Source organism: Acinetobacter haemolyticus CIP 64.3 = MTCC 9819 (assembly GCF_000369065.1).
Lineage (GTDB): Bacteria > Pseudomonadota > Gammaproteobacteria > Pseudomonadales > Moraxellaceae > Acinetobacter > Acinetobacter haemolyticus.
The window spans coordinates 123,173-150,147 of sequence record NZ_KB849799.1; the positions used below are offsets into that span (position 1 = coordinate 123,173).

A 26,975-nucleotide genomic window follows, 5' to 3' on the forward strand; every position below is an offset into this window, starting at 1 on the left:
CAACATTGTAGGCCGATTTCGGCTCGATTGTACGAGAAACTCAATGACCCATTTTATTTTTGTCACTGGTGGTGTGGTTTCATCACTAGGTAAAGGTATTTCTGCTGCTTCTGTTGCTGCACTTTTGGAAGCTCGTGGCTTGAAAGTCACTATGGTAAAAATGGATCCATATATCAATGTCGATCCAGGCACCATGAGCCCATTTCAGCATGGTGAAGTTTTTGTCACAGAGGATGGTGCTGAAACTGACTTAGATTTGGGATATTACGAACGTTTCCTACGTCGTGCAAAAATGACCAAGTTGAATAACTTTACAAGTGGTCGTGTTTATCAGGATGTTTTGAATAAAGAGCGTCGTGGTGATTATTTAGGTGGTACGGTTCAAGTTATTCCACATATCACAGACAACATCAAAGAACGCGTATTGCGTGCTGGCGAAGGTTATGATGTTGCCATTGTAGAAATTGGCGGTACTGTAGGTGATATCGAATCACTTCCATTTATGGAATCAGTACGTCAGTTAATGGTTGAGCTTGGTCATAAGCGTACCATGCTTATGCACTTGACCTTATTGCCATATATTAAATCTGCTGCTGAGCTTAAAACTAAGCCAACTCAGCACTCAGTTAAAGAACTTCTTTCAATCGGTATTCAACCAGATATCTTGATCTGTCGTACTGAATACGATGTTGATGTTGATACAAAGCGTAAAATTGCATTGTTTACGAATGTAGAGGCACGTGCAGTTGTTGTATGTAAAGATGCAAAAACAATTTACCAAATTCCACGTACTTTCTATGAGCAAAACGTGGATGATTTGATCTGCGAACGTTTCGGCTTTAATGATCTTCCTGAAGCAAATCTAGAAGATTGGGACAATGTAGTAGAAGCATTACTCAATCCTGAATACACAGTCCGTGTTGCAATGGTCGGTAAGTATGTTGAGTTACCAGATGCATATAAATCTGTAAACGAAGCGCTTTTACATGCAGGTATTCAAAATCGCGTTAAAGTTCAGATTGATTATGTCAATGCTGAAGATCTTGAGCAGCAAGACATCAGTGTTTTAAATGCTGCTGATGCGATTCTGGTTCCAGGCGGCTTTGGTGAGCGTGGTACTGAAGGCAAAATGAAAGCGATTCAATATGCACGTGAGAACAATATTCCTTTCTTGGGTATTTGTTTAGGAATGCAGTTGGCAGTTATCGAGTTCGCTCGACATGTTGCTGCTATGCCAGAGGCAAGTTCAACAGAGTTTAATCGTTCAACTAAGTATCCTCTTATCGGTTTAATTACTGAATGGTTAGATGAGCGTGGCGAATTACAGCAACGTAGTCTTGAATCTGATTTAGGCGGCACCATGCGTCTAGGTGCACAAAAATCTGAATTGGTTGAAGGCACTAAGACTCGTGAAGTATATGGTAAAGCAGAAATTACTGAGCGCCATCGCCATCGCTATGAAATGAATAACCGTTTCATTGATGCGATTGAAGAAGCAGGCATGAAGATTTCTGGTTACTCTTCAGCGCAACATTTAGTTGAAACTGTAGAAATTCCTGAACATCCTTGGTTTATTGCTGTACAATTCCATCCAGAATTTACAAGTTCACCACGTGATGGACATCCATTATTTGCTAGCTTTATCGATGCTGCGAAAAAACAGCATCAAAATAGTAAGTAATGTAGGCTTAAATAAACTGGGAAAGTTTAAATGTCACAATTAAAAGCACAAGAAGTTGTACGTTTAGGCGATATACAAATGGCAAATCATTTGCCATTTGTATTATTTGGCGGAATGAACGTACTAGAGTCCAAAGATTTAGCATTTGAAATTGCTGAAACTTATATTGATATTTGCAAACGCCTAGATATTCCATATGTGTTCAAAGCGAGTTTTGATAAAGCAAATCGTTCGAGCTTGAACTCTTTTCGTGGACCTGGTTTAGAAAAAGGCATTGAGTGGCTTGCTGACATTAAAAAACAATTTAATGTTCCGATTATCACGGATGTTCACGAGCCATATCAGGCAGCACCTGTCGCTGAAGTTGCAGATATTATTCAGCTACCCGCATTTTTAAGTCGTCAGACTGATCTTGTTGAAGCAATGGCAAAAACTCAAGCCATTATCAATATCAAGAAAGCACAGTTCCTTGCACCTCATGAAATGCGTCATATTTTGCATAAGTGCTTAGAAGCTGGAAATGACAAACTCATTCTTTGTGAACGTGGTTCGGCATTTGGTTATAACAATTTAGTTGTAGATATGCTTGGCTTTGACATCATGAAAGAAATGAATGTTCCAGTATTCTTCGATGTAACACATGCATTGCAGACACCTGGTGGTCGAGCTGATTCTGCAGGTGGTCGCCGTGCTCAAATTACGACTTTAGCACGTGCAGGTATGGCAACAGGTTTAGCAGGTTTGTTTTTAGAAGCACATCCTGATCCTGAAAAAGCGAAATGTGATGGCCCATGTGCTTTGCGTTTATCACAACTTGAGCCATTCTTGGCGCAATTAAAAGAATTGGATACTTTGGTTAAAGGATTCAAAAAGTTAGATACACATTAAGCCGGTTTTTCCCCTTTGAGTTCCTCTAACAAGGGGGTTCTCAATGTAAATCAAGGTTTAATTTAATATTCATTCAACAGAGGAATTGTTCATGAGCCAAATCGTTGATATTCGTGCACGCGAAATTTTGGACTCTCGTGGTAACCCAACCATCGAAGCAGACGTAATTTTAGAATCTGGGGTTGTTGGTCGTGCATGTGCACCATCTGGTGCTTCAACTGGTTCTCGTGAAGCTTTAGAACTTCGTGACGGTGATAAATCACGTTACTTAGGTAAAGGTGTACGTACAGCAGTTAACAACGTTAACACATTGATTCGTGATGCTTTGTTGGGTAAGTCAGTTTTTGAGCAAAAAGACATTGATAACACAATGATCGCGCTTGATGGTACTGAAAACAAAGAAAAATTAGGTGCTAACGCAACTTTGGCTGTTTCATTGGCCGCTGCACGTGCTGCTGCTGAAGAAAAGAAACTTCCTCTTTTCCAATACATCGCGGATCTTCGTGGTCAAACAATTTTAACCATGCCTGTACCGATGATGAACATCCTCAACGGTGGCGAACATGCGGACAACACTGTTGATATTCAAGAGTTTATGATTGAGCCTGTTGGCTTCACTTCATTCTCTGAAGCGTTACGTGCTGGTGCTGAAGTATTCCATTCTTTAAAATCAGTTTTAAAGAAACAAGGTTTAAATACAGCAGTTGGTGATGAAGGTGGTTTTGCGCCTAACTTACGTTCTAATGAAGAAGCAATTACTGTAATCCTTCAAGCAATTGAACAAACAGGTTACAAAGCTGGTTCAGACATGATGCTTGCATTGGACTGTGCATCTTCAGAATTCTACAAAAACGGTCAATACGTTTTAGAAGGCGAAGGCAATCGTGCATTTACAAGCAACCAGTTTGCGGATTATCTTGCAGGTCTTGTAAACCAGTATCCAATTATCTCTATTGAAGACGGTTTAGATGAATCTGACTGGGAAGGTTGGAGCTACTTAACATCAATCCTTGGTGATAAGATCCAATTGGTTGGTGATGATTTATTCGTTACAAACCCTAAGATTTTACAACGTGGTATTGATGAGAAAGTAGGTAACTCTATTTTGATCAAATACAACCAAATCGGTACGTTGACTGAAACTTTAGATGCAATCTATCTTGCAAAAGCAAATGGTTACTCGACAGTAATTTCTCACCGTTCTGGTGAAACTGAAGATTCAACAATTGCTGACTTGGCAGTGGGTACTGCAGCTGGTCAAATCAAGACGGGTTCACTTTGTCGTTCTGACCGTGTAGCAAAATATAACCAATTGCTTCGTATTGAAGAATTAACCAAAGCGGCTTACCGTGGTAAGGCTGAATTTAAAGGTCTAAACTAAGGTAACGTGTATCTATGTTGAATTCTCCTGATGAACTTTCTTTACAAAAGAGAGAAACTTCACGAATTAATAATCCGATAAAATTCGTGACAGATCTTCCTTTAAAAAGAAGGATGTAGGGAGTTTTCAATGTTAGATGTTTTTCAATCTACTTCAAGTAAGTTGATTTTATTACTGGCGGTTGTTTTGATCGCAAGTTTACAGTATCGCTTTTGGCTAGGTGAGGGAGGCTATGTCCCTCATCAAGCATTAACTCAACAGATCCAACAACAAGCAGAGATTAATACTGAGTTAAAAGAGCGCAATCGTATTCTAGCGGCTGAAGTTTTTGATTTAAAAAATGGAAGTGAAGCGATTGAAGAACATGCACGTTTAGATTTGGGTTTGATCAAACCTAACGAAACATTTGTGCAAATGAGTACGATTAGTACCCAATATAAACCAATATATATCGATCCAAATGCGAAAGTAGATACAGCAACCAATGAGAACTAAGCTATGGGCGGTTGTACCAGCAGCAGGTTCTGGCAGTCGTTTTTCAAAAACTGAATTAAAACAATATCAATTTATCGAAAATCAAACGGTGCTTCAACACACGGTAAACCGGCTTCATACATTAGATTTAGCAGGTTGTGTTCTCGCTATCGGTGAGCAAGATACTTTTGCCAAGACATTATCCTTTCAACGTCAAGACAAAATGCATTTTTGCTTGGGCGGTTCAGAGCGTGTTCATTCAGTATTGAATGCTCTCATATATTTATCCGATATTGCTGATGAAGATGATTGGGTGCTTGTACATGATGCTGCGCGACCATGCGTCACATCTATATGTTTACAAGAGCTTGTACGTTCAGCAATTGAAACTGATACAAACTCGATTTTAGCCATTCCTGTTCGAGACACCTTAAAGCAAGTTCAAACTAAGAATCAAATAGAAAAATCAGTAAATCGTGAGTTCTTATGGCAAGCACAAACACCACAAATGACAAAACTCAAAGATTTACAATATGCAATTGAAGTAGCTTTGGCAAATCAAGTGATTATTACCGATGAAGCAAGTGCTTTAGAATATATCAATCAGCCTGTACATGTTGTACAAGGGCGATCAGATAACATTAAGATTACTTATAAAGATGATTTAGAGCTTGCGCGTCTTATTCTAAAATCTCAAGCAGAGAACTCAAATATTTAGGTGCTTTCTTGAACTGGAAATAGCCTAAGTAGAATATGTGAATTTTATTATTTATCTACACAGATAAATGACAATTAATTCACAATTTGTTAAATTTGAACAACATTCTTGATAATGGGTCAATAAATGAAAAAATTATTAATTGCTGGACTTTTTACCTTCTCACTGGTTGGTTGTGCATCTACTTCTCAACAGCCACAGACAACAGCACAAGAAACTATTCGCTATTCATCTAGTCCATGTTTCGGTACTTGTCCTATTTATTCTGTTGAAGTTTCTCCTAATGGTTCAGTCCACTTTGATGGTAAGCAATATACCAAAGTAACAGGAACTCAAGATCTTACAGTTGATCCTTCTGTTTATAAAAAATTACAACAAGAGTTAAAAACTTACCGTCCTGAAACAGGTGCGAATGTTAAAACTACGGGATGTGAAGAAACTGAAACAGACCAGCCGAATGCATATTTTTCTTGGAAAAGTCCAGATGGTACAGTGACGAACTTAAGTCACTATATGGGGTGCATTTCACCAGCAAATGCTGAGTTAAATAAACTGATTGAGAAATTACCTAAATTGATTGGAATTGAAGATTTAGTAAGTTAATCAACGCTAAGCTTTATATGTGCCCCGATATTTCGGGGCCTTTTTCTATTATGTGCTTTTATGCAGGCATTGGAAAAATACCTTGTTGTAAAAACTGCGATAATTCAAAGTAAGCGTCCGCTGAATCCCATACCTATTTTTTAATTCGATTTAGGTTTCCAGCAGTGCGGCAGCAATTCTTCAATTTGGGTCACTTTGTGTGTCGGTAACCTTTTCAGCACATCACTTAAATAGGCATACGGATCCAAGCCATTCAGCTTTGCTGACTGGATTAAAGTCATGATGTTTGCCGCTCGCTGACCACTGCGCAGCGAACCTGCAAACAGCCAGTTCTTGCGTCCCAACGCCCAGGGACGCATCTGATTCTCTACCCAATTGTTGCATATCGGTAGATTGCCATCATCCAGATAGCGGCTTAAGGCTGGCCAACGCTTCAGAGTGTAATTGATAGCCTTGGCGGTGGGAGAACTCGATGGCACTGTCAGATGATGTTGGTTGAGCCATTCATATAGTTGTTGCATCACTGGTTGACTATGCTGTTGTCGGTATTCGCGGCGGTCTTCCGCTGTACCATCGGTCTTTTTCCTGAGTTCTGCTTCTATCGCATACAGTTTCTGAATCAGCACTAAGGCCTGTTCAGCAACCTGACTTTTCCCAGTTACATGCAGTTCATGGAATTTACGACGTGCATGGGCCATGCACCCCACCTCAATCACCTGGCCTGATTTAAAACGTGCTTTATAACCACTGTAATCATCACAGACTAGATAGCCCTGCCAGCCTTTCAAGAACTCTTCAGCATGCTGGCCTGAACGACTATCCTGAAAGTCATAGATCACCGCCTGAACTGGATTATACTGTGTGGTGGCATAGGCCCAGACATAACCTTTCTTCGGTTTTTTATTATTCTCACCCATCCGCATGATGGTGACCGGTGTTTCATCTGCATGCAGCACCCGCTGTTGCAGCACCACCTCTTTTAAGGCATTGGCCAGAGGTTCCAGTTCTACACCGCAGCGACCTATCCAGTCAGATAAAGTTGATCTAGAAAGTTCAATGCCCGCCCGCTGATAGATCAGGCGTTGACGGTACAGCGGCAAATGATCGGCATACTTCGATACCAGCACATGGCTGAGCAATTCAGGTGAAGCAATGCCTTTATCAATCACATAGGCGGGCATCGCTTGCTGAGTTAGAGTGTCACACTGATCACAGACCCATTTACCACGCACATGCTGTTCCTTATAGAACTGTGCCGGTCTGAAATGCAGTTTTTCACTGACATCTTCGCCGATACGACGGAGTTGGCAGCCACAAGCACATTGGGTTGATGCAGGTTCATGCTCAATACGGATGGTGTGTAGATGATCTGGCAGTGGTCGACGTTTAGGTTTATTGGTTTTGGCTTTCTGTGTCGCTGCATTGGTTTTATCTGCATTTAGCCGTTCCAGTTCTAGATCAACCGCGGCAATATCTTCTTCAACCGCTTCATCCCACAGATGGATTTGTTTTGCCGTTAAGTGTTCATTCTTTTGGGCGAATTTGTGCTTTTTAAACAGCGCCAGTTCATGCTCGTATTTTTGATTGAGAATAGAAAGATGTTGAACTTTGGCATCCAATTGTTGGTTTGATTGTGCTAGAGACTGATGCTGCAGCGCCAACTGCCTGGTGAATTCCAGCAGTTGTTCATGGGTCAGTTGGCTTAAGTCAGGCAGCGTATTCATGACCGCAGTATGCCTGAGGTCATGAGAAGAATGAAATAGAACGTTTGGAGAATAGCAGAATGGTCGAGCCTGGTTTAAAGCATCGTCACCACCTGCTGTCGTCCAATGCGCTGCCAGGGCAAACCTTGGATCAGTGCCTGTAACTGTTCCGGGCTGAGGGCCACGGTTTCACCTTGGTGAACTTGAGCCCAGTGAAATTTGCCCTGTTCCAGCCGCCGGGCACACAGCCAGATGCCCAATCCATCATGTACCAGCACTTTCATGCGATGGCCACGTTTATTACAGAACAGGTAAGCACAATGCGGTTTGATGTAGCCAAAGGCTCTCACCACCTGAGCCATGGTCGTATCCATACCTGCACGCATGTCCATGGGCTGAGTAGACAACCAGATTTCATCAATGCGGATCATGTTGCAAGTGCCTTGAGTAATTCTGCCAAGGCAGGTATTTCTGATGTCTGCCATTTTAGCTGAATATCATTATTCGTATGAGGCACGGTGATACACAACGTGATCCTCTCATCAATAGGTTGGCTGATTGCAGCAGTGTAAGGCAAAGCAATAAATGCTGGATTCACATGAGTAGGATCCTGCACGGCACCCTCATGATGGCTGAAGATCCTGATCCAACGACTGACAAGGTTGGCATTAATACTATGTTGCAGTGCGACCGAAGCGATCGAGGTATTAGGATTTTTGCAGGCATTGACAATACTGAGTTTGAATTCTTTGCTGTATTTTCGGCGTTTTTTAGCAACAGGAGGTGTTGCTGAATATATATCCATGTTCATGGATTAAGTCCCCACTTGTTTTTAGGTGGGAACTAAATTAAGGCTTATAGGATCGCTTGGTAAGGCTGTGTTAGCCGGATGCTTACAATTCAAAGCGAACGATATCAGATCCTTCTACTGCTTTAAATATAACTTCTTCAGCACCTATGTCACAGAACCATTGTTCTCGATCTAAAGGGCTATTTTGGCTGAAATGCTCTGCGGTGAATAATCCGACACAGGTAGCATGATCACTTGCTCGAGCTGACGGATATTCAAAGATCTCAATTCCTTCATTCCGCATTGCTGTGCCTAATAGTTGTGCATAACTATAATTTGTAGGATGAGCAATTAGATCCAGATATTGGTCAAAAGGAGGGGATTGTAAACGAATACCCTTATGGCAGTGATAGCCTACTGAAAATAGAGTATGCTCAGTGCGTATCGTTTTTTTCTTTGGCGCACCATCCATTGAGTGCCAGAATACAAAGCGATAATAAGCTGATTCAGCCAATGTCACATTGACACTACACCCACCATAAAAAATACTGGGTTCAAAAGTACGACCGAAACGTGATCCCCATTTTAACGGTGGATAACGAAATGGTGTTTTGAGTAGGTAATGTAAATGCTCTGACTTTGGAGGATATGGTGGTTTAACTAACTCTAACATATCCTCGAGCAATGCTTGTTCTTCTAAAGTATCAACCAACTGCCTAGTTGCAATTTGTTCTTGGCTTTCAACTAGACGATATAAAGTACCTGATAAAGGTGAGACTTGTTTGTTTCCTTCACAACTTTGCCATAAATTTTGCTCAATGGCGGTCATACTTTACCTCGAATCGCATCGACAAATTGAAGAACTGAAACCAGTCCACTTATACTTTCAATTTGTTCAACAGGAATACCACCTGTAACACGATTTGGTGTGTTCAAAAAATGACGCATCCAATCCGTGTCTCCGCCAGTTAGTGCATACAATGCGCGTGATAAACGAATAAGAAGCAATGCTAACTCACCTTGTTTAGATGCGGGATCTAATTCAGGATTATTTTTCAATCGACTAATCGCTGTGCGATGTACACCTAAAATGGCGGCAAGTTGTACTTGCTTTAAATCAAGTTGCTCAGCGGCACTGAGTACTGCTTTTGCAAGAACTACTTTTTTATCTGCGGGTTGTTTTAATAATGCACTCATGATCAAACCCTCATGTTGTATATGCACTTATTTTAATATAATTGTGCAAAATGCACAACGTGCTACTTGAAGTAATTCCTTTTTGATGCTTCCAAATCAATTTTTAAATGAAATTGATGTAATCTAAAATAAGAATTACATGAAATATAGAAAAACACCTTATATTATTATTGGTAATAATATATTATAAAAACATATATTATTTGGGGCGAAATATGCATAGCATCTTGATGGCTTTGATCGGTGGCGGAATACTTGGAATTTCTGTTATTGGCTATTTGTATGTCAATGGGCGGATTGCTGGAATCAGTGGATTACTGGCACAGCTACTGCACCCTAAAGCTTTTTTTTATAGTCCAGCATTATGGTTTCTATTGGGATTATTGATCACTCCATTTGTTTATCAACTATTTCTTCAGCCTGAAATTATCATCAAATCATCACCATTGGGGTTAATTGTAGCAGGGCTTTTGGTTGGTTTTGGTACACGTTTAGGTTCTGGTTGTACGAGTGGTCATGGTATTTGTGGGATCAGTCGATTATCAATAAGGTCAATTGTTGCAACAGTTACATTTATGTCCGCAGGTATAGCAACCGTATATATCATTCGTCATTTAATGGGGCTGTAATATGAAAAATTTGTTTGCTTTTATATTTGGCAGCTTATTTGCTATTGGCTTAATGATTTCTGGAATGTCTAATCCTGAAAAAGTATTGGGATTTCTGGATATTTTGGGTGACTGGGATATTAGCTTAATGTTTGTAATGGTTGGTGCTATTCTGGTTGCAATCATTCCATTTCAAAAGGCGATTCGAAATCCTAGAACATTATTTGGTGAAAAAATTAATCTACCAACAAACTCCCAGATTGATAAAAATTTAATTATCGGTGCATTGTTGTTTGGTATGGGGTGGGGCATTGCAGGAGTATGTCCAGCGCCAGCAATTACATTAATAGGTTTAGGTTATTCAGAAGCTTGGTATTTTATCGGAGCAATGTTGTTGGGCATATATTTGCATTATGTTTGGGCTAAACGACAATAAATAGGAGTGATTAAATGCAACATCCTCAAGTTAAAGCTTTTTTTGATGAAAACACAAATACGTTTAGCTATGTGGTTAGTGATGCAGAGACCAATGTGTGTGCTGTGATTGATAGTGTATTGGATTATGATCCAGCTTCTGCCTCAACAAAAACGACACATGCTGATGAAATTATTGAGTATATTCAAAAAAATCATTTCCGAGTAGAGTGGATACTAGAAACACATGTCCATGCAGATCATTTGACCGCATCTCAGTATCTCAAAGAGCGTTTAGGTGGCAAGATTGCGATGAGTGAAAAAATTAGTATTGTGCAAGAGACCTTTAGCTCTATATACAATCTTGATGTAAAGACATTTAATTCACACCAAACTTTTGATTATCTTTTTAAAGATCATGAACATTTTATGATTGGCAAATTGGATGCTTACAATATCCCTACGCCAGGACATACCCCAGCTTGTTTGAGTTACGTGATTGGTGATTCTGTCTTTGTTGGTGATACATTGTTCATGCCAGATTATGGATCGGCTCGTTGTGATTTTCCGAAAGGTAGTGCAGATATTTTGTTTGATTCGGTCCAAAAGCTATATGAATTGCCAGATAAAACGAGAGTTTTTCTGTGTCATGATTATAAACCTAAAGGAAGAAATGACTATATTTGTGAAACAAGTATTCATACGCAGAGAGAGACAAATATTCATATAAACAAACTCACAGCGAAGCAGGATTTTGTCCAAATGAGGCAGGCGCGTGATGCAACTTTGTCTATGCCAAAACTTATATTACCTTCTATACAAATCAATATGGATGCTGGTCGATTTCCTGCACCAGAAGCAAATGGTGTCCGTTACTTAAAATTACCATTTAATTATTTTAGTCATTAATTTCGATGCTTCAGTCGATTTAGTTATTTTTTTGATTTGAAATAGCCTAAGTAAATTATAAAATTTACTTAGGTTTTACCAATTTAAAAAGATTTAATTTTGAAATTAATTCAATGACTATGATAAAAATACATTTCTTTTAATCTGTATAGAAACTAGGGTAGTTTGATGACCACCATCTATTTAGTCAGACATGGTCAAGCTTCATTTGGTAAAAGTAATTACGATGAGCTTTCAAAGAATGGAGAAGCTCAGGCCCAACTTTTAGGTCAATATTTCAAAAATATTTTTACTGAACAACCCTATATTATTTCGGGCAGTATGAAGCGTCATCAACAAACAACACAAATTTCTTTAAAAGAATGTTTTCCTCAGGCCAGTTATGAAGTTGATGGTTTGTGGAACGAGTTCAATCATCAACAAGTATTTTCTTTATATGAACCAAGATTTGCAAAACCAGAATTGTTAAAGCAAGACGTTTTTAAAGAAGTAGATCCAAGGGCGTACTTAGCACAGATCTTTGATGAGGCAATTGCTCGATGGACAAATGAAGCATTTCATCATGAATATGATGAATCTTGGCCAACATTTAAAACTCGAGTGGAAGCAGCACTTAAAAATCTGTGTATAGAACTCACAAATAATCCAGCTCAAGAGGCTGTTGTATTCACTTCTGGAGGGGTTATTTCTGTCATTATTGGTAAATTACTTGAGTTAAGCGTACAGCGAACTTTCGCTTTGAGTTGGTCTATTGCAAATACAAGTGTGACTACATTAAAACTCGTAAATGGTGAACCTCTACTATTAAGTGTAAATGAGCACCAATTTATCAAATCCAAGAACCCAGCTTTGTTAACATGGTTATAGGGATGTTTTATATGAAGGGCAAAAAATTGTGTGTCCTTCATTTATATGACAAAAAATATACAGATGAGAAGTTTTTCGGCTAGGAATTTGTTTTTTTTATGGTATAAAAATATCTCAACTATTTAAACTTGAGAATAAGAAATGTCTGAACAAAAATATCATTGGTATTTAATTGGCTATACATTTAATGATAAAAGCAGTGGTAGCAACACACGGAATTTTAGTATCCAATTACCTTTAGAGAAGCTTCTGCCACCAGTTTCTAAGTCAAAATTGAATGAGTTGGGTGTTATTGGTCTTGAATGGTTAAAGAAAAATGATCCTTCTTCTGAGCCTGAAAACTTATTTGCTATATCAATTGGTTATTTGGGTGAAATGACGATGCAAGAGTTCAATACTTAAGCTCAAATAACAGATGAGAAAGCCCTATAAGTGGGCTTTCTTTTTTAGCTGAACGCTAATAATTAGATCAAATCAGAGTCACTAGCGAAGACAAAGTTGTCTCATTTAAATCTTGGTTTTTGCATTCATGATCGAAATCGAAACACATCCTCTAGCACCTTTTTTACCATCAAATGCAAAACTTTTGATGCTTGGAAGTTTTCCACCGCCACAAAGTCGCTGGAAGATGGATTTTTATTATCCAAATTATCAGAATGATATGTGGCGTATCTTTGGTTTGATTTTCTTTGAGGATAAAGATTACTTTTTAGATTTGCCCAATAAAAACTTTAAAGAACAAATCATTCGAGACTTTTTAACCCAAATTGGTGTAGGAATATTTGACACTGCTTATCAAGTGAAACGCTTGCAAGGTAATGCATCAGATAAATTTTTAGAAATCGTCACGCCCACAGATTTATCAAAATTGCTAGAGCAAATTCCACTGTGTCACACCATCATGACGACAGGTGATAAGGCAACTGACACGCTAATGCAACATTTCCCTGAACAAGTAGCTAAACCGATGATTGGGCAATCTGTACAAGTCAATTATATGGATCGGGAATTAAGTTTATATCGTTTGCCTTCATCATCACGGGCATATCCGCTAGCACTAGAGAAAAAAGCAAATGCTTATCGTCAGTTCTTCACGGAAATAGGATTAGTCTAGTTATCAATATTGATTTACATCATCCATTCCACTGGAAAATATGACACAAAGTTCATAGTAAAACGCTGAAACTTAGTGCTTTCAGGATCATGGTGATGCTTTATTATCTCGCCATTTTCTTTATGTTCATACCAGATAATATTGCCATCCGTATCAAGTTTGAGCTGATAGGCAACTTGTAGCATATGTTCATCAAGAAGTGTGGTGATTTGATTTTGTAAATGATCAGATTCAACAACTAATCCTACTTCAGTATTTAAGTGAGCCGATCGTGGATCAAAGTTAAAGGAGCCAATAAAAACTTTACCATCTACATCAAAAAATTTTGCATGTAAGCTTGATCGGTTTTTACCTTTGACTGGAATGACACTACCTGTAGCGACTTCATACCAAGTCCTTTTCTTACGTTCAATATTTGGTTTGAACTCATAAAGTTGCACACCATTTTGCAACAGTGATTTTCGATATTGACTATAAAAGGAATGAACCACGGCGACATCATTAGCAACTAAACTATTGGTTAATACACGAACCTTGATGCCGTTATTTGAGAGTTGATTTAAGTATTCTGTCCCACGTTTGGTAGGTACAAAATACGCAGAGACTAACTCCATATGTTGTTCTGGTTTCCCCATTATTTTTAAGACTTGAGAATACAAAAGATCTTGTTCCTTTGCTTTTCCTGATGCTTTATTTGGGTGATCCGCAACGAAATGTGCTTTGGCCCATTGAATAGGATAATTTTGAAGTAGAATTTTCAGATAATCTTGAGCAGACTCTAATTTACTCTCTGTTAATGTATTTTTTTCATCCAATGCCTGATAGTGCTGTTTGATTTGTTCGAGTTGTTGGTTTGTTCCTTTACCAATGAGTTGTTCGGTCGAATAACTCAAATCACTATTCCAAAATTCATTAAATATTTCCACGGCATGATCTACAGAAGATCCATAGAATAAGATATCCATATCACTAAACTGAAATTGATCACTTGCTTCAAAATACTCACTACTAATGTTTCGACCGCCAGTAACAGCAATCGATGAATCCGCAATAGTAAGTTTATTGTGCATACGATGGTTGATCTGATTGAGCCTAAAGATATAGTCAATAAAACGAAGATGTCTGAATTTATATGGATTAAAAATACGAATTTCTAAATTCGGATGTTGAGAAAGTGCTTCAAGTGTTTTATCAAGTTTTGTTCCATTTTGATCGTCGATTAATAAGCGGATTTTCACCCCTCGGTCTGCTGCTTTGAGTAACTCATATAACATCAAGTTGCCGATAATATCGTCATTCCAAATATAATATTGGAGGTCCAGTTGATGTTTTGCATTTCGAATTAAGTGCATACGAGAGGCAATGCTTAGAAATGCGTCATCTAAAGCTAAAACCGCTGTTAGGCCTTGTTCAATGTTGTGCTCAGATTGTGGGTCGTTTACCCATTTTGTTTTAGTCTGCAAGGGATGATTACTCCACTCATTATTTTGATTGGTTGGTAAAGTACAACCACTCAGTCCTAAGACAATGGCAAGTGTTATGACTTTAAAATGGTATGAATTTTATATCATTTTATTTGTCAAGATTGAATCCATCTGTAATTTATATGTTGTTGATTTTATATATCTCTAAAACCTTTTTATTTCTAAGGTCTTAATGTAACGATTTAATCTTATTCTATATAAAAGTATCAATATTGAACCAATGTACTATACTGGTGTATAGTATATTTTTTAGATTTAATGTGGTCGACATTATGCCTAAACAATTAGAGGATAAAAAAAAGATTCTCACACGTGTAAAACGAATTCAAGGTCAAGTTCAGAGTGTGGAACGTGCTTTGGAAAATGACACAGAGTGTGCTGATATTTTGCAACAAATCTGTGCAGTCCGTGGTGCATTAAACGGTTTGATGACTGAACTCCTCGAAATCCATTTAAAAGATACATTGGTTGTTGGTGACTCTTCTGAGTTGCAACGCAGTCAAGAGCTTATTCAAGTCAGTAAAATTCTTAAATCTTATTTAAAGTAAAATTAAGGAGCAATATTGTGATTAAATCTCGTGCAGCTGTGGCTTTTGCCGCTGGTCAACCACTACAAATTGTAGAGTTAGATGTTGAACCGCCAAAAGCAGGTGAAGTGCTTATTAAAATTACCCATACTGGTGTATGTCATACCGATGCCTTTACTTTATCAGGTGATGATCCTGAGGGGGTTTTTCCAGCAGTATTGGGACATGAAGGTGCAGGCGTAGTAGTTCAAGTTGGTGAAGGTGTTACAAGTGTTGAAGTGGGTGATCACGTCATCCCTTTATATACAGCAGAGTGTAAAGAATGTTTGTTCTGTAAATCAGGTAAAACCAATCTCTGTGTTGCCGTCCGTGCAACCCAAGGTAAAGGTGTGATGCCTGATGGAACCACTCGCTTCTCCTATAATGGTCAACCGATTTATCACTATATGGGATGTTCAACTTTCAGTGAATATACGGTTGTGGCTGAAGTATCGTTAGCAAAAATCAATCCAGAAGCAAATCATGAACAAGTCTGTTTGTTGGGCTGTGGTGTGACGACAGGGATTGGTGCAGTACACAATACAGCTAAGGTTCAAGAAGGCGATAGTGTTGCTGTGTTCGGTTTGGGCGGAATTGGTCTTGCTGTTGTGCAAGGCGCACGCCAAGCTAAAGCTGGGCGTATTATTGTAGTCGATACTAACCCAGATAAATTTGAACTTGCAAAACAGTTTGGTGCAACTGATTTCTTAAACCCTAAAGATTATGATCAACCCATCCAACAAGTGATTGTTGAAATGACGGGTTGGGGTGTCGATCATTCTTTTGAATGCATTGGTAATACCAATGTGATGCGCTCTGCACTGGAATGTGCTCATCGTGGTTGGGGGCAATCCATCATTATTGGTGTAGCAGGTGCGGGGCAGGAAATTTCAACTCGTCCATTCCAATTAGTAACAGGTCGTAAGTGGATGGGTACTGCCTTTGGTGGAGTAAAAGGTCGTACTCAATTACCTAAAATGGTAGAAGATGCGATGAAAGGTGAGATTCAGCTTGAACCATTTGTAACCCATACTATGCCACTTGAAGATATCAATGATGCGTTTGATCTCATGCATGAAGGCAAATCGATCCGTACGGTGATTCATTTTTAATTTTTAAGTTTAGATTTGATGGTGTATAAGCTACATCATCAAATCATTCAATGTGAATTGATGTATATCATTACTATCAGACTGTGCTGAATTATGGAGCATCTGCATTAAAACAAAGCTTTTTTAGCACCATTAGTTTATCTCTAAATTTTAATAATACTAATATGTAAGACAATATACTGAATTTTACATAAAAAATTAATTGGCACACTTTCTGCATTTATTTATCCAAACTTGTATACAAGATGGGATTCATAAAATGCATGAGATAAAAACTTTAGGTTGGACAATTTCAGAGTGGCAAATAGCTTATTCGAAAAATGAGATCCAACTTGATACTTTAAAAGATTTGGTTGCATCAATTGATCCTCAAGACAATGCGTGGATTTCAATTGCGACGGTGGAACAGATTGAACAGCAAATTCAAGTTCTCAATGAATTAACTAAAGAAGCTGAAAGTTTAGCAAAACAATTTCCACTCTACGGTGTTCCATTTGCAGTTAAAGATAATATTGATGTTGCTGGGTTTGTAACTACCGCAGCTTGTAAAGCTTTAACTACTGTTGCAGCAGAAGATGCTGAAACAGTACGTTTGTTAAAACAAGCGGGAGCAATCGTAGTTGGTAAAACCAACCTTGATCAGTTTGCAACGGGTTTAGTGGGAACGCGTTCACCTTTTGGTGCAGTAACAAACAGTTTTAAACCTGAATATGTCAGTGGCGGATCAAGTTCTGGTTCAGCAAGTGTGGTTGCTCGTGGTTTTGTTCCATTTGCATTAGGTACAGACACCGCAGGTTCAGGGCGTGTACCCGCAGCGTTTAACAATATTGTTGGGTTAAAACCAACCAAAGGGCGGTTTTCAAATCGTGGTTTATTGCCTGCATGTAAAAGTCTAGATTGTATTTCGATCTTTGCTTTAACTGTTGTAGATGCAGACTTGGTTGCAAATATTTTAGAAGCCTATGATCTATTAGATAGTTATTCACGTAAGCATCCAAAGAATGTGCCAGCGCATTTCTCTAGCAAATTAAAATTTGCCATTCCAGAAAAACTAAATTTCTTTGGAGATGAACAGGCTGAAAAAGCATTTCAGCAAACAATCCAATTACTTGAGTCATTAAATGCTGAGATCACTAAAATTGATTTTTCAGATTTTGAGCAACTGGCAGCGCAACTTTATCAAGGGTCTTGGGTGGCGGAACGTACCGCAGCCGTTGAAGATTTAATCCAAACCAATCCTGATGCATTTGATCCAACGGTATTAGAAATTATTAAAAACGGCGAAAAATATTCAGCGGTGGATGCCTACAATGCAGAATATTTAAAACAAGATTTAGCTCGAAAAATCCAACAAAGATTGGCTGATTTTGACACCTTAATTGTTCCAACTGCACCTACAATCTACACGATTGAGCAGCTTCAACAAAATCCGATTGAATATAACGCTCATTTGGGAACATATACCAATTTTACCAATTTAGCTGATCTCAGTGCGCTTGCTTTGCCAGCAGGATTTAGAGCTGATCATTTACCATTTGGGATCACTCTAATTGCACCAGCTTGGCATGATGCGGCATTGGTTCATTTCGGTAAAGCTTGGCAAAACTATCTTGCACTGAAATTAGGAGCATTGGATAAAGCTCTGCCTTTAAGTTCTGCTACACCTATTTCGCAACATCATATTCGCGTTGCAGTCGTCGGTGCTCATTTGACAGGTATGCCGCTGAATTTTCAGCTCACCACACGTGATGCCGTGCACATCGAAACCACAACAACTTCTAAAAACTATGCGCTTTATGCTTTGAATGGAACAGTTCCGCCGAAACCCGGCTTAGCACGTCAGCAAAATGGACAAAGCATCATTGTTGAATTGTGGGATGTTCCTACTGCTCGATTTGGTGAATTTGTGGCAGAAATTCCAACGCCTTTAGGGATGGGTAATGTCGAGTTAGAAGATGGACGTTGGGTGAAAGGTTTTATCTGTGAACCTTATGGCATAGATGATGCAGAGAATATTAGTCATTTTGGTGGATGGAGAGCCTATATCCAGCATCGTAACAGCCAAGCAGCAAACACAGCGAATTAATTGGGGGGAAATCATCATGTTTAAAACTGTACTTATTGCAAACCGTGGTGAAATTGCTGTTCGAGCGATTCGCACACTTAAAAAATTAGGTGTAACCAGTGTTGCTGTGTATTCGGATAGTGATCGTTATGCGCAACATGTTGAAGATGCTGATATAGCAATTGCATTAGATGGTTTAAAACCAGCCGATACTTATTTGAGTATCGAAAAATTGATTCAGGCAGCTAAACAAACTGGCGCTGAGGCAATCTTCCCGGGGTATGGCTTTCTTTCTGAAAGTGCTGATTTTTCCCGTGCCTGTGAGGAAAATAACATTGCCTTTATGGGGCCTACAGCCGAGCAAATTTTAGAATTTGGTTTAAAACACCGTGCTCGTGAATTGGCTGCGGATGCTAATGTACCGATGACTCCGGGAACAGGATTGCTGAACAGCTTAGAAGAAGCTCTTACTGCGGCGGATCGTATTGGCTATCCAATTATGCTGAAAAGTACTGCCGGCGGTGGTGGTATTGGTTTAACTCGTTGTGATACACCACAAGCCTTGACTGATGCTTACGAAAGTGTAAAACGTTTGGGCGAGCAGTTTTTCAAGGATGCAGGCGTATTTATCGAGTGTTTTATTGATAAAGCTCGTCATGTTGAAGTGCAAATTTTTGGTGATGGAAAAGGGCAAGTCGTTGCCTTTGGTGAGCGTGATTGCTCTTTGCAACGTCGTAACCAGAAAGTGGTAGAGGAAACTCCAGCGGCAAATTTACCTGAAGCGACACGAAAAAAATTGCACCTAGCAGCAGTGGAATTAGGTAAATCCGTTAATTATCGTAGTGCAGGAACAGTGGAGTTTATCTACGATGCCAATCGAGATGAGTTTTATTTTCTTGAAGTGAATACACGCTTACAGGTTGAGCATCCAGTCACTGAAATGGTGACGGGTTTAGACTTGATTGAATGCATGCTTAAAGTGGCTGCGGGTGACGAACTCGATTGGGCATTTCTCAGCAATATTCAGCCTAAAGGTGCTGCGATTGAGGTTCGTGTTTATGCCGAAGATCCTGTGAAAAATTTCCAACCAAGTCCGGGTGTACTGACAGAGGTCGCATTTCCAGAGGGGATTCGGGTTGATACTTGGGTGAAAACTGGCACAGAGATTTCTCAATACTTCGACCCAATGATTGCCAAGATTATTGTGCATGCTGATGATCGTGCGAGTGCTATTGAAAAATTAAAGAATGTATTGGCTGAAACACGCCTAAATGGCATCAGTACAAACTTGGATTATGCACGTGCCATCGTTTCAGATCAGCGTTTTGAATCTATGCAAATTTGGACAAGAATGTTGGATGATTTCAACTACACGCCAAACGTGATTGAAGTGGTTCAAGCAGGGACGTTGAGTTCAATTCAAGATTATCCGGGTCGTACAGGTTACTGGGATATTGGTGTACCGCCATCTGGCCCAATGGATGACTATGCATTTCAGCTCGCCAATCGTATTGTTGGGAATGATGCTAAAGCCGCAGGTTTTGAGTTTACCTTAGTTGGACCAACATTAAAGTTCCATACAGATACGATTATTGCTTTGGCGGGAGCGAGCTGTATTGCGTTGTTAGATGATCAGGAAATTGATTTTTGGACGCCTGTAGAAGTTAAAGCAGGACAAATTCTAAAAATCGGTCAAGTTGAATCAGGTTGCCGTACTTATTTAGCGGTACGAAATGGTTTGGATGTTCCTGTTTATTTAGGCAGTCGCTCTACCTTTGCGCTTGGTAATTTTGGTGGTCATGCAGGTCGTACCTTACGTGTCGGTGACATGATTAAAATGGTTGATCCAGCATTTGCGAGTGCAGAATTGCCACTTGCACATGATGAACCTCAAGCGTTATCGGCTGAATTGATTCCTGAATATAGTAATGTATGGGAAATTGCGGTGTTATATGGCCCGCACGGCGCACCAGATTTCTTTAAACCTGAGTATGTAGAAGAATTTTTTGCATCAGAGTGGACAGTTCACTTTAACTCAAATCGTTTAGGTGTGCGTTTATCAGGACCAACACCAAGCTGGGCAAGAGAAAATGGTGGTGAAGCAGGTTTACATCCATCAAATGTCCATGACTGTGAATATGCGATCGGTGCAATTAACTTCACAGGCGATTTCCCTGTGATTCTGGCAAAAGATGGTCCAAGTTTAGGCGGTTTCGTTTGTCCTGTAACGATTGCCAAAGCAGAACTTTGGAAAGTGGGACAACTTAAAGCCGATGATAAAATTCGCTTTTATCCGATTAGTGTTGAACAAGCCAATGAACTTGAACGTCAGCAAATTGAAAATATCCAAAACTTTGAGGAAGCAAGAAAGGTTGTAGAAACGATTGAGCCAATTCACGAGGTTGTCAGTACGATCTTGGCACAACGAGAACCAACTGAATTGTCACCAAAAACAGTGTATCGCCAAGCAGGTGATAGTTATATTCTCTTAGAATACGGCGAAAATGTTTTAGATTTGGCTTTGCGTTTACGGGTGCATCAACTTATTCAAATGATCCGTAATGCAAAAATTGTAGGCGTATTGGAGTTGTCACCGGGTGTTCGTTCACTACAGATTAAATACGATGGTTTAGTGACTCCACAATCACAGTTGATTGCTCACTTACTTCAACTTGAAGAAGAAATGGGAGATTTAAGTCAATTAAAAATCCCATCTCGTATCGTACATTTGCCGATGGCATTTGAAGATAGTGCAACTTTAGGAGCTGTAGAACGCTATCAAGAAAGTGTTTGCTCTAAAGCACCGTGGTTGCCAAATAACGTTGATTTTATCCAACGCATTAATGGCTTGGCAGATCGGAATGAAGTCAAAGATATTATTTTTGATGCAAACTACTTAATTCTTGGCTTGGGTGATGTGTATTTAACAGCACCTTGTGCCGTACCAATTGACCCACGCCATCGTTTACTCAGTTCTAAATATAATCCAGCTCGTACTTTTACCGCAGAGGGAACGGTTGGGATTGGTGGTATGTACATGTGTATCTACGGCATGGATTCACCGGGCGGTTATCAATTGATAGGGCGTACTTTACCAATTTGGAACAAGTTTAAGAAAAACAAACAATTTGGTGATAAGCAATGGTTCTTACAATTCTTTGATCAAATCAAATATTTTGAAGTGACGGAAGAGGAATTGAATCAATGGCGTGCTGACTTTGAAAATGGTCGTGCTGAGATCAAGATTGAAGAAACTGAATTCGATTATGCGGATTATGTACAATTCTTAGATGATGAAGCTGAAAGTATTGCTGAGTTTAGAGCTAAGCAACAACAAGCATTTACTTATGAAGTTGATCGCTGGAAAGAGGAGTTTGCAGCTCAACCTGAAGAACAGATTCAAGAAAATAACCATGCTGATTACAGTCATTTAGCATCATTGAATGCATCGATGACAGGTAATATCTGGAAAATTTTTGTTGAACATGGTCAAGAGGTTAAAAAAGGCGAAACTGTTGCTATTATTGAAGCAATGAAAATGGAACTTCCTGTTTATGCAGAAGAAGATGGCATTGTAAAAGCCATTATTTGTAGAGCAGGGCAAACCGTACATAGTGGTGAACCACTGGTTTATATGGAATAAGGCAAGGTTGCATGAAAGAAACCAAAATAAAAACAACAAAAAGCTCAGACAATTTGTCTGAGCTGGTTTACCAACGCATCAAGAATGATATCTTTGATTTCAAACTGATGCCAGGTGAACGTTTCACTGAATCTGAAGTTGCAAAAGCTTATGATGTAAGTCGCACCCCAATCCGACAAGCATTATATCGTTTGCAACAAGAGGGTTATGTTGATGTGAGTTTTCGTAGCGGTTGGCAAATCCGACCGCTCAATTTTCGATATTATGAAGAACTTTATGATGTCCGGATCGTATTAGAAAAAGATTCGATTCGTAAACTTTGTCAGATGGATCATCAAAACTCGGTTGAATTATCTGTATTAAAAGATTTATGGTTGATTGAACCTCATCAATATCTAAAAGATATTAAACAACTGTCACAACAAGATGAGGATTTCCATTGCGCTTTAGTTCGTGCCTCTGGGAATAATGAAATGGCGAGAATTCATCGTGATTTGAGTGAGCGAATCCGTATTATCCGTCGCTTAGACTTCTCTAAAGATTATCGCGTTGAAGCGACTTATCAGGAGCATCAGAAAATACTGGGTTATATTTTTAATCGTAAAGTAGATGAAGCTATTCAGGCGATTGAAGCACATATCATGCAAAGTCGTGATGAAGTAAAAAAAATTACTTTACAGATGTTGGATTCGAGTCAGTTTTATTAGAATGAAGTTATGGTGGAACCTTTGGGATTTTCATGGATAACTGGAAATATGCTTTGATAGCATCTGTTGTTACAATAGTGGGTATGGCTCTAATAGCTTTACTTTCAAGATTTAAATTATGGAAGGTTTCTGTAAGTATTTTTTTGATCTCAGGTGTGTTTTTTTATATTCTTGTTTTAGTCGGGCGTCGTTCTGATAATAGAGGGGTCCTTGGGGAGCGCATGGCTTGTTTAGGGAACTTATAAACCTAGAAATTATTCTAGTAAGTTTAGGTGTAGGGGCATTTGTAACATTACTATTCTTATTTTCAATAATCTTTTCCAATAATAAGAAATAATTATTTCAGTGAGTCATGGATAATAGTTTGGATGATTTAGTCATATCGTGAGAAGTGAAACATAAACTTCACAAAACTCTTTTTTCTATGCCTAATCCTGCATAAAACTAACATCTTTTATCTCTTTGCTATTTAATAATAAAAATCATATTTCAAATCATCAGATGACACATGATGAATGACCAAATACTAATCTCACTTTTTCTAAAGCTTATTGCCAAAGAAGGCTTCTTTGCGACCACGATAGATGGCATCACTTTGATGCGTGTAGATCACAACACTCCACCACTAGCCGTACTGCAAGAACCGACCTTAGTTTTTGTTTTACAAGGAAGTAAACGTGGCTATATCGGAGCTGAAACCTATGCATTTCAGCAAGGTGAATGCCTTATCGTCTCTGTGTCTATGCCATTTGATTGTGACACGATTGCAAGCCCTGAGTCACCTATGATTGCGGTGAGCATGAAACTAGAGGTGGATACGGTAAATGAGTTATTAGCAAAAACATATTTTGAAAATGATAAATTTAAACCACTCACTACAGGCATGAGTGTCATTCAATATGATCAAACAATTTCTAATGTGTTGATACGACTATTAAAAACTTTAGGTTCAGAACAAGACAGCTTGATTTTAGGTGAACAAATTAAACGAGAGTTATTGTATCGAGTGATTCAACATTCGGGTGCAGATGCTTTAAAAGGATTAGTGGTTCAAGGAAATTTACGACCGATTTATAAGATTTGTGAATATATTCAACATCATTTTACAGAGAAATTAACAGTGGAAATGCTTGCTGAGCAAGCCAATATGAGTATTTCTGCATTTCATAAAGCATTCAAACAAGTCACATTACATTCACCTTTGCAGTATCTCAAAGTTACGCGGTTGCACAAGGCAAAACAAATGTTGCAAAACGAAAACCAAAGCGTTGCTCAAGCAGCTTATGCTGTTGGTTATCAAAGCTCATCTCAATTTAGTCGAGAATTTAAAAAGCAGTTTGGTTTTTCTCCTAATCAGACTGAAGTAAATATAGATAAGGAATGAGTAAGTCATGAATCAAAATAGTAGCGAACAAATGAAATATATCGAAATTACTCAAGCTGGCGGTCCTGAAGTTTTAAAAGTTACACAAGGTGAAAAACCTGAGATTAAAGAAGATGAAATACTAATTGAAGTCTATGCCACAGGCATCAATCGCCCTGATATTTTGCAACGACAAGGGTTGTATCCGATGCCGAAAGGCGTAACGCAGATTCCAGGATTAGAAGTTGCTGGCATCATTTCACAAATCGGTTCAAAAGTAGAAAAATTTAAAGTCGGTGATAAAGTCTGTGCGCTGACCAACGGCGGAGGTTATGCAGAATACTGTGCTGTTCCAGCAAATCAAACTTTAAAAATTCCAAAAAATCTTAGTTTTGTTGAAGCGGCAGCCATTCCAGAAACTTATTTCACAGTATGGGCAAATCTATTTCAGATCGGACAATTAAAAAAGAATGAAACAGTTCTGATTCACGGAGGAGCAAGTGGAATTGGTTCTACAGCGCTGAGCTTATGTCATGCGATGGGTATTCAAACTTTTTCCACAGTGGGAAGCGACGAAAAAGCAGAAAAATTAAGCTCAATTTCGACGGTTATTAATTATAAAAAGCAAGATTTTGAACAAGAAATTTTGTCACGCACAGATCAGCATGGTGTTGATGTGATCTTGGATATTATTGGTGCTGCTTACTTTAATCAGAATCTGAGATTGCTAAAAAGAGATGGGCGACTGGTAATTATCGGATTTATGGGTGGTCGCAAAGTAGATGGCTTTGATATTCAAGAACTCATGCTCAAACGCGCTGTGGTGACTGGCTCAACGATGCGTGCTCGAACCAATGATGAAAAAGCAAAAATTACCCAAGAATTGGAGCAGTTGGTTTGGCCACTAATCGAAACAGGTCAATGTAAACCGATTATTTATAAGACTTTTGCTTTTGAAGAGGTTGCTGCAGCACACCAATGTCTGGAAAGCAGTGAACATATTGGAAAAGTGGTACTCGAAATTAAATCGTAATTGTGCCTAATCGTATCCATTCTATGCCTATTTATACATCAAGCTTGAGAATGATCACTTGGAAAAGCAATATGTAAATCAAACATATCCTACGAGGAATTAGAACATGACAACTAATATAGATGATCGTAACCCAACCCCAGATTTAGCTGAAGATAACGCATTTTTTCCATCACCTTATTCTCTAAGTCAGTATACGGCTCCTAAAACTGACTATTACGGAACTACATACCCAAATCCATATCAAGGCGATAAAAAGATTCTTATGATTGCTACGGATGAGCGCTATATCTTGATGCAAAATGAGAAATTCTTTTCTACAGGAAATCATCCAATAGAAATGTTGTTACCAATGTTCCATTTGGACAATGCTGGTTTTGCCTTTGATGTTGCAACCTTGTCAGGCAATCTGATGTGTGCTTAAAAAACAGGAGGGTTTAACTTGGTAAACTATACATACTCATTAGGAGTTTACCATGAGCAAGAAACAGAAGACTTACACCGCAGAATTTAAAGCTGAAGCCATAAAAGCCATTGAAGAGAACCAAGGTAATGTATCGGAATCCGCTAGACAACTTGGCATTTCAATGCAAACCCTTTCGAACTGGAATAACAAAGCAAAGGCTGGAACTTTAGCAGGCACAAAACAGTATTCGCCCGATCTAAACGCCTTACTCGAAGAAAATAAGAAGCTTAAACAACAGCTCAAAACAGCTGAAATGGAACGTGAATTTTTAAAAAAGGCAGCAGCGTACTTTGCCAAAGAAAGTCAGTGAGGTACGCCTATATGAAATCGCAAAGCCACTTATTTCCGATTATTTTAATGGCTCGATTACTTCGTGTATCCGTTTCTCGCTTTTATGATTGGCTAAAGCGAGGCATGAGTAAAAGATCAATTCAGCGAAATCAGCAGACAATTTTGGTCAAAATAGCCCATGAAGAAACCAAACAAAGCTATGGCTATGTTCGATTAACCAAGCATTTACAAGCGCAAAGTATCAAAATAAGTATGTATGCTGTGCGCCAAATAAAAAAATCAAATCAGTTGTATTGTAAGCGCCATAAGCGTTTCAAAAGAACCACGGACAGTGATCACAACCGTTCTATTTATGACAATTTACTCAAGCAACAGTTTTCAATGACGAAGCCTAATCTTGCGTGGTCGAGTGACATTACCTACATTTGGACGGCTGAGGGCTGGTTGTACTTGGCAGCTGTCAAAGATCTTTACACGAAACAGGTTGTTGGCTATAGCTTAAATGAGCGCATGACAGCCAAGCTTGTTTGTGATGCATTGAATATGGCTATTCGCAATCAGAAACCTGCTAAAGATCTCATTGTACATTCAGACAGAGGCAGCCAATATTGCAGTAATGAATATCGAAACTTACTTGAGAAATTTGATTTTCAGGGTTCAATGAGCAAAAAAGGCGACTGCTTCGATAATGCACCGATAGAGAGTTTCTGGGGCATACTCAAAAATGAACTAGTCCATCATCGCAACTACAAAACAAGGGAAGAAGCCAAAGCGGATATTACAAAATATATAGAGTTATTTTATAATCAGCGAAGAATTCAAAAAGGCTTGGATTTTAAGACACCAAATCAAATGGCAGAAGACTTTTATCGGTTAGCTGCCTAGAATCTCCCAAGTG

26 protein-coding genes and 2 pseudogenes are annotated in these 26,975 nt (G+C 38.9%); 22 read left to right on the forward strand and 6 right to left on the reverse strand.

What is annotated here, in order from left to right; all coding sequences use genetic code 11:
• Positions 1–43: 43 nt before the first annotated feature.
• The 6 genes from F927_RS00685 (at position 44) to F927_RS00710 (ending at position 5,745) form a co-directional block, all read left to right on the forward strand.
• On the forward strand, positions 44–1,681 hold the full coding sequence (locus F927_RS00685; RefSeq protein WP_004639226.1) for a CTP synthase: 1,638 nt from the start codon (positions 44–46) through the stop codon (positions 1,679–1,681).
• A gap of 30 nt (positions 1,682–1,711) precedes the next feature.
• Positions 1,712–2,569, forward strand: coding sequence for a 3-deoxy-8-phosphooctulonate synthase (gene kdsA, locus F927_RS00690; RefSeq protein WP_004639225.1), 858 nt, complete (start codon positions 1,712–1,714; stop codon positions 2,567–2,569).
• Positions 2,570–2,660: 91 nt separating this feature from the next.
• On the forward strand, positions 2,661–3,950 hold the full coding sequence (gene eno, locus F927_RS00695; protein ID WP_004639224.1) for a phosphopyruvate hydratase: 1,290 nt from the start codon (positions 2,661–2,663) through the stop codon (positions 3,948–3,950).
• 129 nt (positions 3,951–4,079) lie between these two features.
• Positions 4,080–4,445: a cell division protein FtsB gene (ftsB, locus tag F927_RS00700; protein ID WP_004639223.1), complete on the forward strand. Its 366-nt coding sequence runs from the start codon at positions 4,080–4,082 to the stop codon at positions 4,443–4,445.
• Positions 4,435–5,142 carry a 2-C-methyl-D-erythritol 4-phosphate cytidylyltransferase gene (gene ispD / locus F927_RS00705; protein ID WP_005080575.1) on the forward strand — a complete coding sequence of 236 codons (708 nt, stop codon included), beginning with the start codon at positions 4,435–4,437 and terminating at the stop codon, positions 5,140–5,142. Before ftsB ends, ispD begins: the two co-directional genes overlap by 11 nt.
• Before the next feature lie 126 nt (positions 5,143–5,268).
• A complete protein-coding gene (locus tag F927_RS00710; RefSeq protein ID WP_005080577.1) occupies positions 5,269–5,745 on the forward strand; it encodes a DUF6438 domain-containing protein in 477 nt (158 codons plus the stop codon).
• 140 nt (positions 5,746–5,885) lie between these two features.
• Here the strand turns inward: F927_RS00710 and F927_RS00715 are convergent, their stop codons facing one another.
• From F927_RS00715 to F927_RS00735, 5 genes are all read right to left on the reverse strand, one after another.
• Positions 5,886–7,469: an IS66-like element ISAba25 family transposase gene (locus F927_RS00715; RefSeq protein WP_005080579.1), complete on the reverse strand. Its 1,584-nt coding sequence runs from the start codon at positions 7,467–7,469 to the stop codon at positions 5,886–5,888.
• Positions 7,470–7,543: 74 nt separating this feature from the next.
• Complete coding sequence (tnpB, locus tag F927_RS00720; protein ID WP_000618091.1) at positions 7,544–7,879, reverse strand: IS66 family insertion sequence element accessory protein TnpB; 336 nt, start codon at positions 7,877–7,879, stop codon at positions 7,544–7,546.
• Positions 7,876–8,259 (reverse strand): transposase, encoded by a 384-nt coding sequence (locus tag F927_RS00725; protein WP_001055585.1) that lies wholly within the window; start codon positions 8,257–8,259, stop codon positions 7,876–7,878. Before F927_RS00725 ends, tnpB begins: the two co-directional genes overlap by 4 nt.
• Positions 8,260–8,341: 82 nt before the next feature.
• Positions 8,342–9,067: an RES family NAD+ phosphorylase gene (locus tag F927_RS00730; RefSeq protein ID WP_005080582.1), complete on the reverse strand. Its 726-nt coding sequence runs from the start codon at positions 9,065–9,067 to the stop codon at positions 8,342–8,344.
• The gene (locus tag F927_RS00735; RefSeq protein ID WP_004639219.1) at positions 9,064–9,435 is read right to left on the reverse strand and encodes an MbcA/ParS/Xre antitoxin family protein; all 372 of its coding nucleotides are present in this window, start codon (positions 9,433–9,435) and stop codon (positions 9,064–9,066) included. Before F927_RS00735 ends, F927_RS00730 begins: the two co-directional genes overlap by 4 nt.
• Positions 9,436–9,650: 215 nt before the next feature.
• On the opposite strand from F927_RS00735, the gene F927_RS00740 reads away from it, so the two are divergent.
• The 6 genes from F927_RS00740 to F927_RS00765 all read left to right on the forward strand — a co-directional run bounded on the left by F927_RS00740 (position 9,651) and on the right by F927_RS00765 (position 13,347).
• Complete coding sequence (locus tag F927_RS00740) at positions 9,651–10,064, forward strand: YeeE/YedE family protein (protein ID WP_005080585.1); 414 nt, start codon at positions 9,651–9,653, stop codon at positions 10,062–10,064.
• A 1-nt stretch (position 10,065) separates the two neighbouring features.
• Positions 10,066–10,479 carry a DUF6691 family protein gene (locus F927_RS00745; protein WP_004639217.1) on the forward strand — a complete coding sequence of 138 codons (414 nt, stop codon included), beginning with the start codon at positions 10,066–10,068 and terminating at the stop codon, positions 10,477–10,479.
• Between the two features lie 14 nt (positions 10,480–10,493).
• Complete coding sequence (locus F927_RS00750; protein ID WP_005080588.1) at positions 10,494–11,366, forward strand: MBL fold metallo-hydrolase; 873 nt, start codon at positions 10,494–10,496, stop codon at positions 11,364–11,366.
• A gap of 168 nt (positions 11,367–11,534) precedes the next feature.
• The gene (locus F927_RS00755; RefSeq protein WP_005080590.1) at positions 11,535–12,233 is read left to right on the forward strand and encodes a histidine phosphatase family protein; all 699 of its coding nucleotides are present in this window, start codon (positions 11,535–11,537) and stop codon (positions 12,231–12,233) included.
• A gap of 141 nt (positions 12,234–12,374) precedes the next feature.
• Complete coding sequence (locus F927_RS00760; protein ID WP_005080592.1) at positions 12,375–12,635, forward strand: hypothetical protein; 261 nt, start codon at positions 12,375–12,377, stop codon at positions 12,633–12,635.
• Positions 12,636–12,762: 127 nt separating this feature from the next.
• On the forward strand, positions 12,763–13,347 hold the full coding sequence (locus tag F927_RS00765) for a uracil-DNA glycosylase family protein (protein ID WP_005080594.1): 585 nt from the start codon (positions 12,763–12,765) through the stop codon (positions 13,345–13,347).
• A 14-nt stretch (positions 13,348–13,361) separates the two neighbouring features.
• On the opposite strand, the gene F927_RS00770 is transcribed toward F927_RS00765, so the two are convergent.
• Positions 13,362–14,888, reverse strand: coding sequence for a phospholipase D family protein (locus F927_RS00770; RefSeq protein ID WP_026057275.1), 1,527 nt, complete (start codon positions 14,886–14,888; stop codon positions 13,362–13,364).
• Positions 14,889–15,103: 215 nt separating this feature from the next.
• Here F927_RS00770 and F927_RS00775 point away from each other — a divergent pair, with 215 nt between their 5' ends.
• The 10 genes and pseudogenes from F927_RS00775 to F927_RS00825 all read left to right on the forward strand — a co-directional run bounded on the left by F927_RS00775 (position 15,104) and on the right by F927_RS00825 (position 26,962).
• Positions 15,104–15,379 (forward strand): metal/formaldehyde-sensitive transcriptional repressor, encoded by a 276-nt coding sequence (locus F927_RS00775; protein WP_004639211.1) that lies wholly within the window; start codon positions 15,104–15,106, stop codon positions 15,377–15,379.
• 20 nt (positions 15,380–15,399) lie between these two features.
• The gene (locus tag F927_RS00780) at positions 15,400–16,509 is read left to right on the forward strand and encodes an S-(hydroxymethyl)glutathione dehydrogenase/class III alcohol dehydrogenase (protein ID WP_026057276.1); all 1,110 of its coding nucleotides are present in this window, start codon (positions 15,400–15,402) and stop codon (positions 16,507–16,509) included.
• Between the two features lie 259 nt (positions 16,510–16,768).
• Positions 16,769–18,595: an allophanate hydrolase gene (atzF, locus tag F927_RS00785; RefSeq protein WP_005080602.1), complete on the forward strand. Its 1,827-nt coding sequence runs from the start codon at positions 16,769–16,771 to the stop codon at positions 18,593–18,595.
• Between the two features lie 16 nt (positions 18,596–18,611).
• The gene (uca, locus tag F927_RS00790) at positions 18,612–22,217 is read left to right on the forward strand and encodes an urea carboxylase (protein WP_005080605.1); all 3,606 of its coding nucleotides are present in this window, start codon (positions 18,612–18,614) and stop codon (positions 22,215–22,217) included.
• A gap of 11 nt (positions 22,218–22,228) precedes the next feature.
• The gene (locus F927_RS00795) at positions 22,229–22,924 is read left to right on the forward strand and encodes a GntR family transcriptional regulator (RefSeq protein WP_004639207.1); all 696 of its coding nucleotides are present in this window, start codon (positions 22,229–22,231) and stop codon (positions 22,922–22,924) included.
• A gap of 32 nt (positions 22,925–22,956) precedes the next feature.
• Positions 22,957–23,261 (forward strand): annotated as a pseudogene (locus F927_RS00800) (hypothetical protein).
• 171 nt (positions 23,262–23,432) lie between these two features.
• Complete coding sequence (locus F927_RS00805; RefSeq protein ID WP_005080609.1) at positions 23,433–24,308, forward strand: AraC family transcriptional regulator; 876 nt, start codon at positions 23,433–23,435, stop codon at positions 24,306–24,308.
• A gap of 7 nt (positions 24,309–24,315) precedes the next feature.
• On the forward strand, positions 24,316–25,320 hold the full coding sequence (locus F927_RS00810; RefSeq protein ID WP_005080612.1) for an NAD(P)H-quinone oxidoreductase: 1,005 nt from the start codon (positions 24,316–24,318) through the stop codon (positions 25,318–25,320).
• A 106-nt stretch (positions 25,321–25,426) separates the two neighbouring features.
• A pseudogene (locus tag F927_RS00815) lies at positions 25,427–25,729 on the forward strand (glyoxalase III HchA); the annotation flags it as partial.
• A 67-nt stretch (positions 25,730–25,796) separates the two neighbouring features.
• Positions 25,797–26,962, forward strand: a protein-coding gene (locus F927_RS00825; protein ID WP_100223926.1) for an IS3 family transposase whose coding sequence is annotated in 2 segments (ribosomal slippage) — positions 25,797–26,055 and positions 26,055–26,962 — 1,167 coding nt in all. Because the reading frame shifts where the segments join, the coding sequence is not laid out codon by codon here.
• The last annotated feature ends 13 nt before the right edge of the window (positions 26,963–26,975 follow it).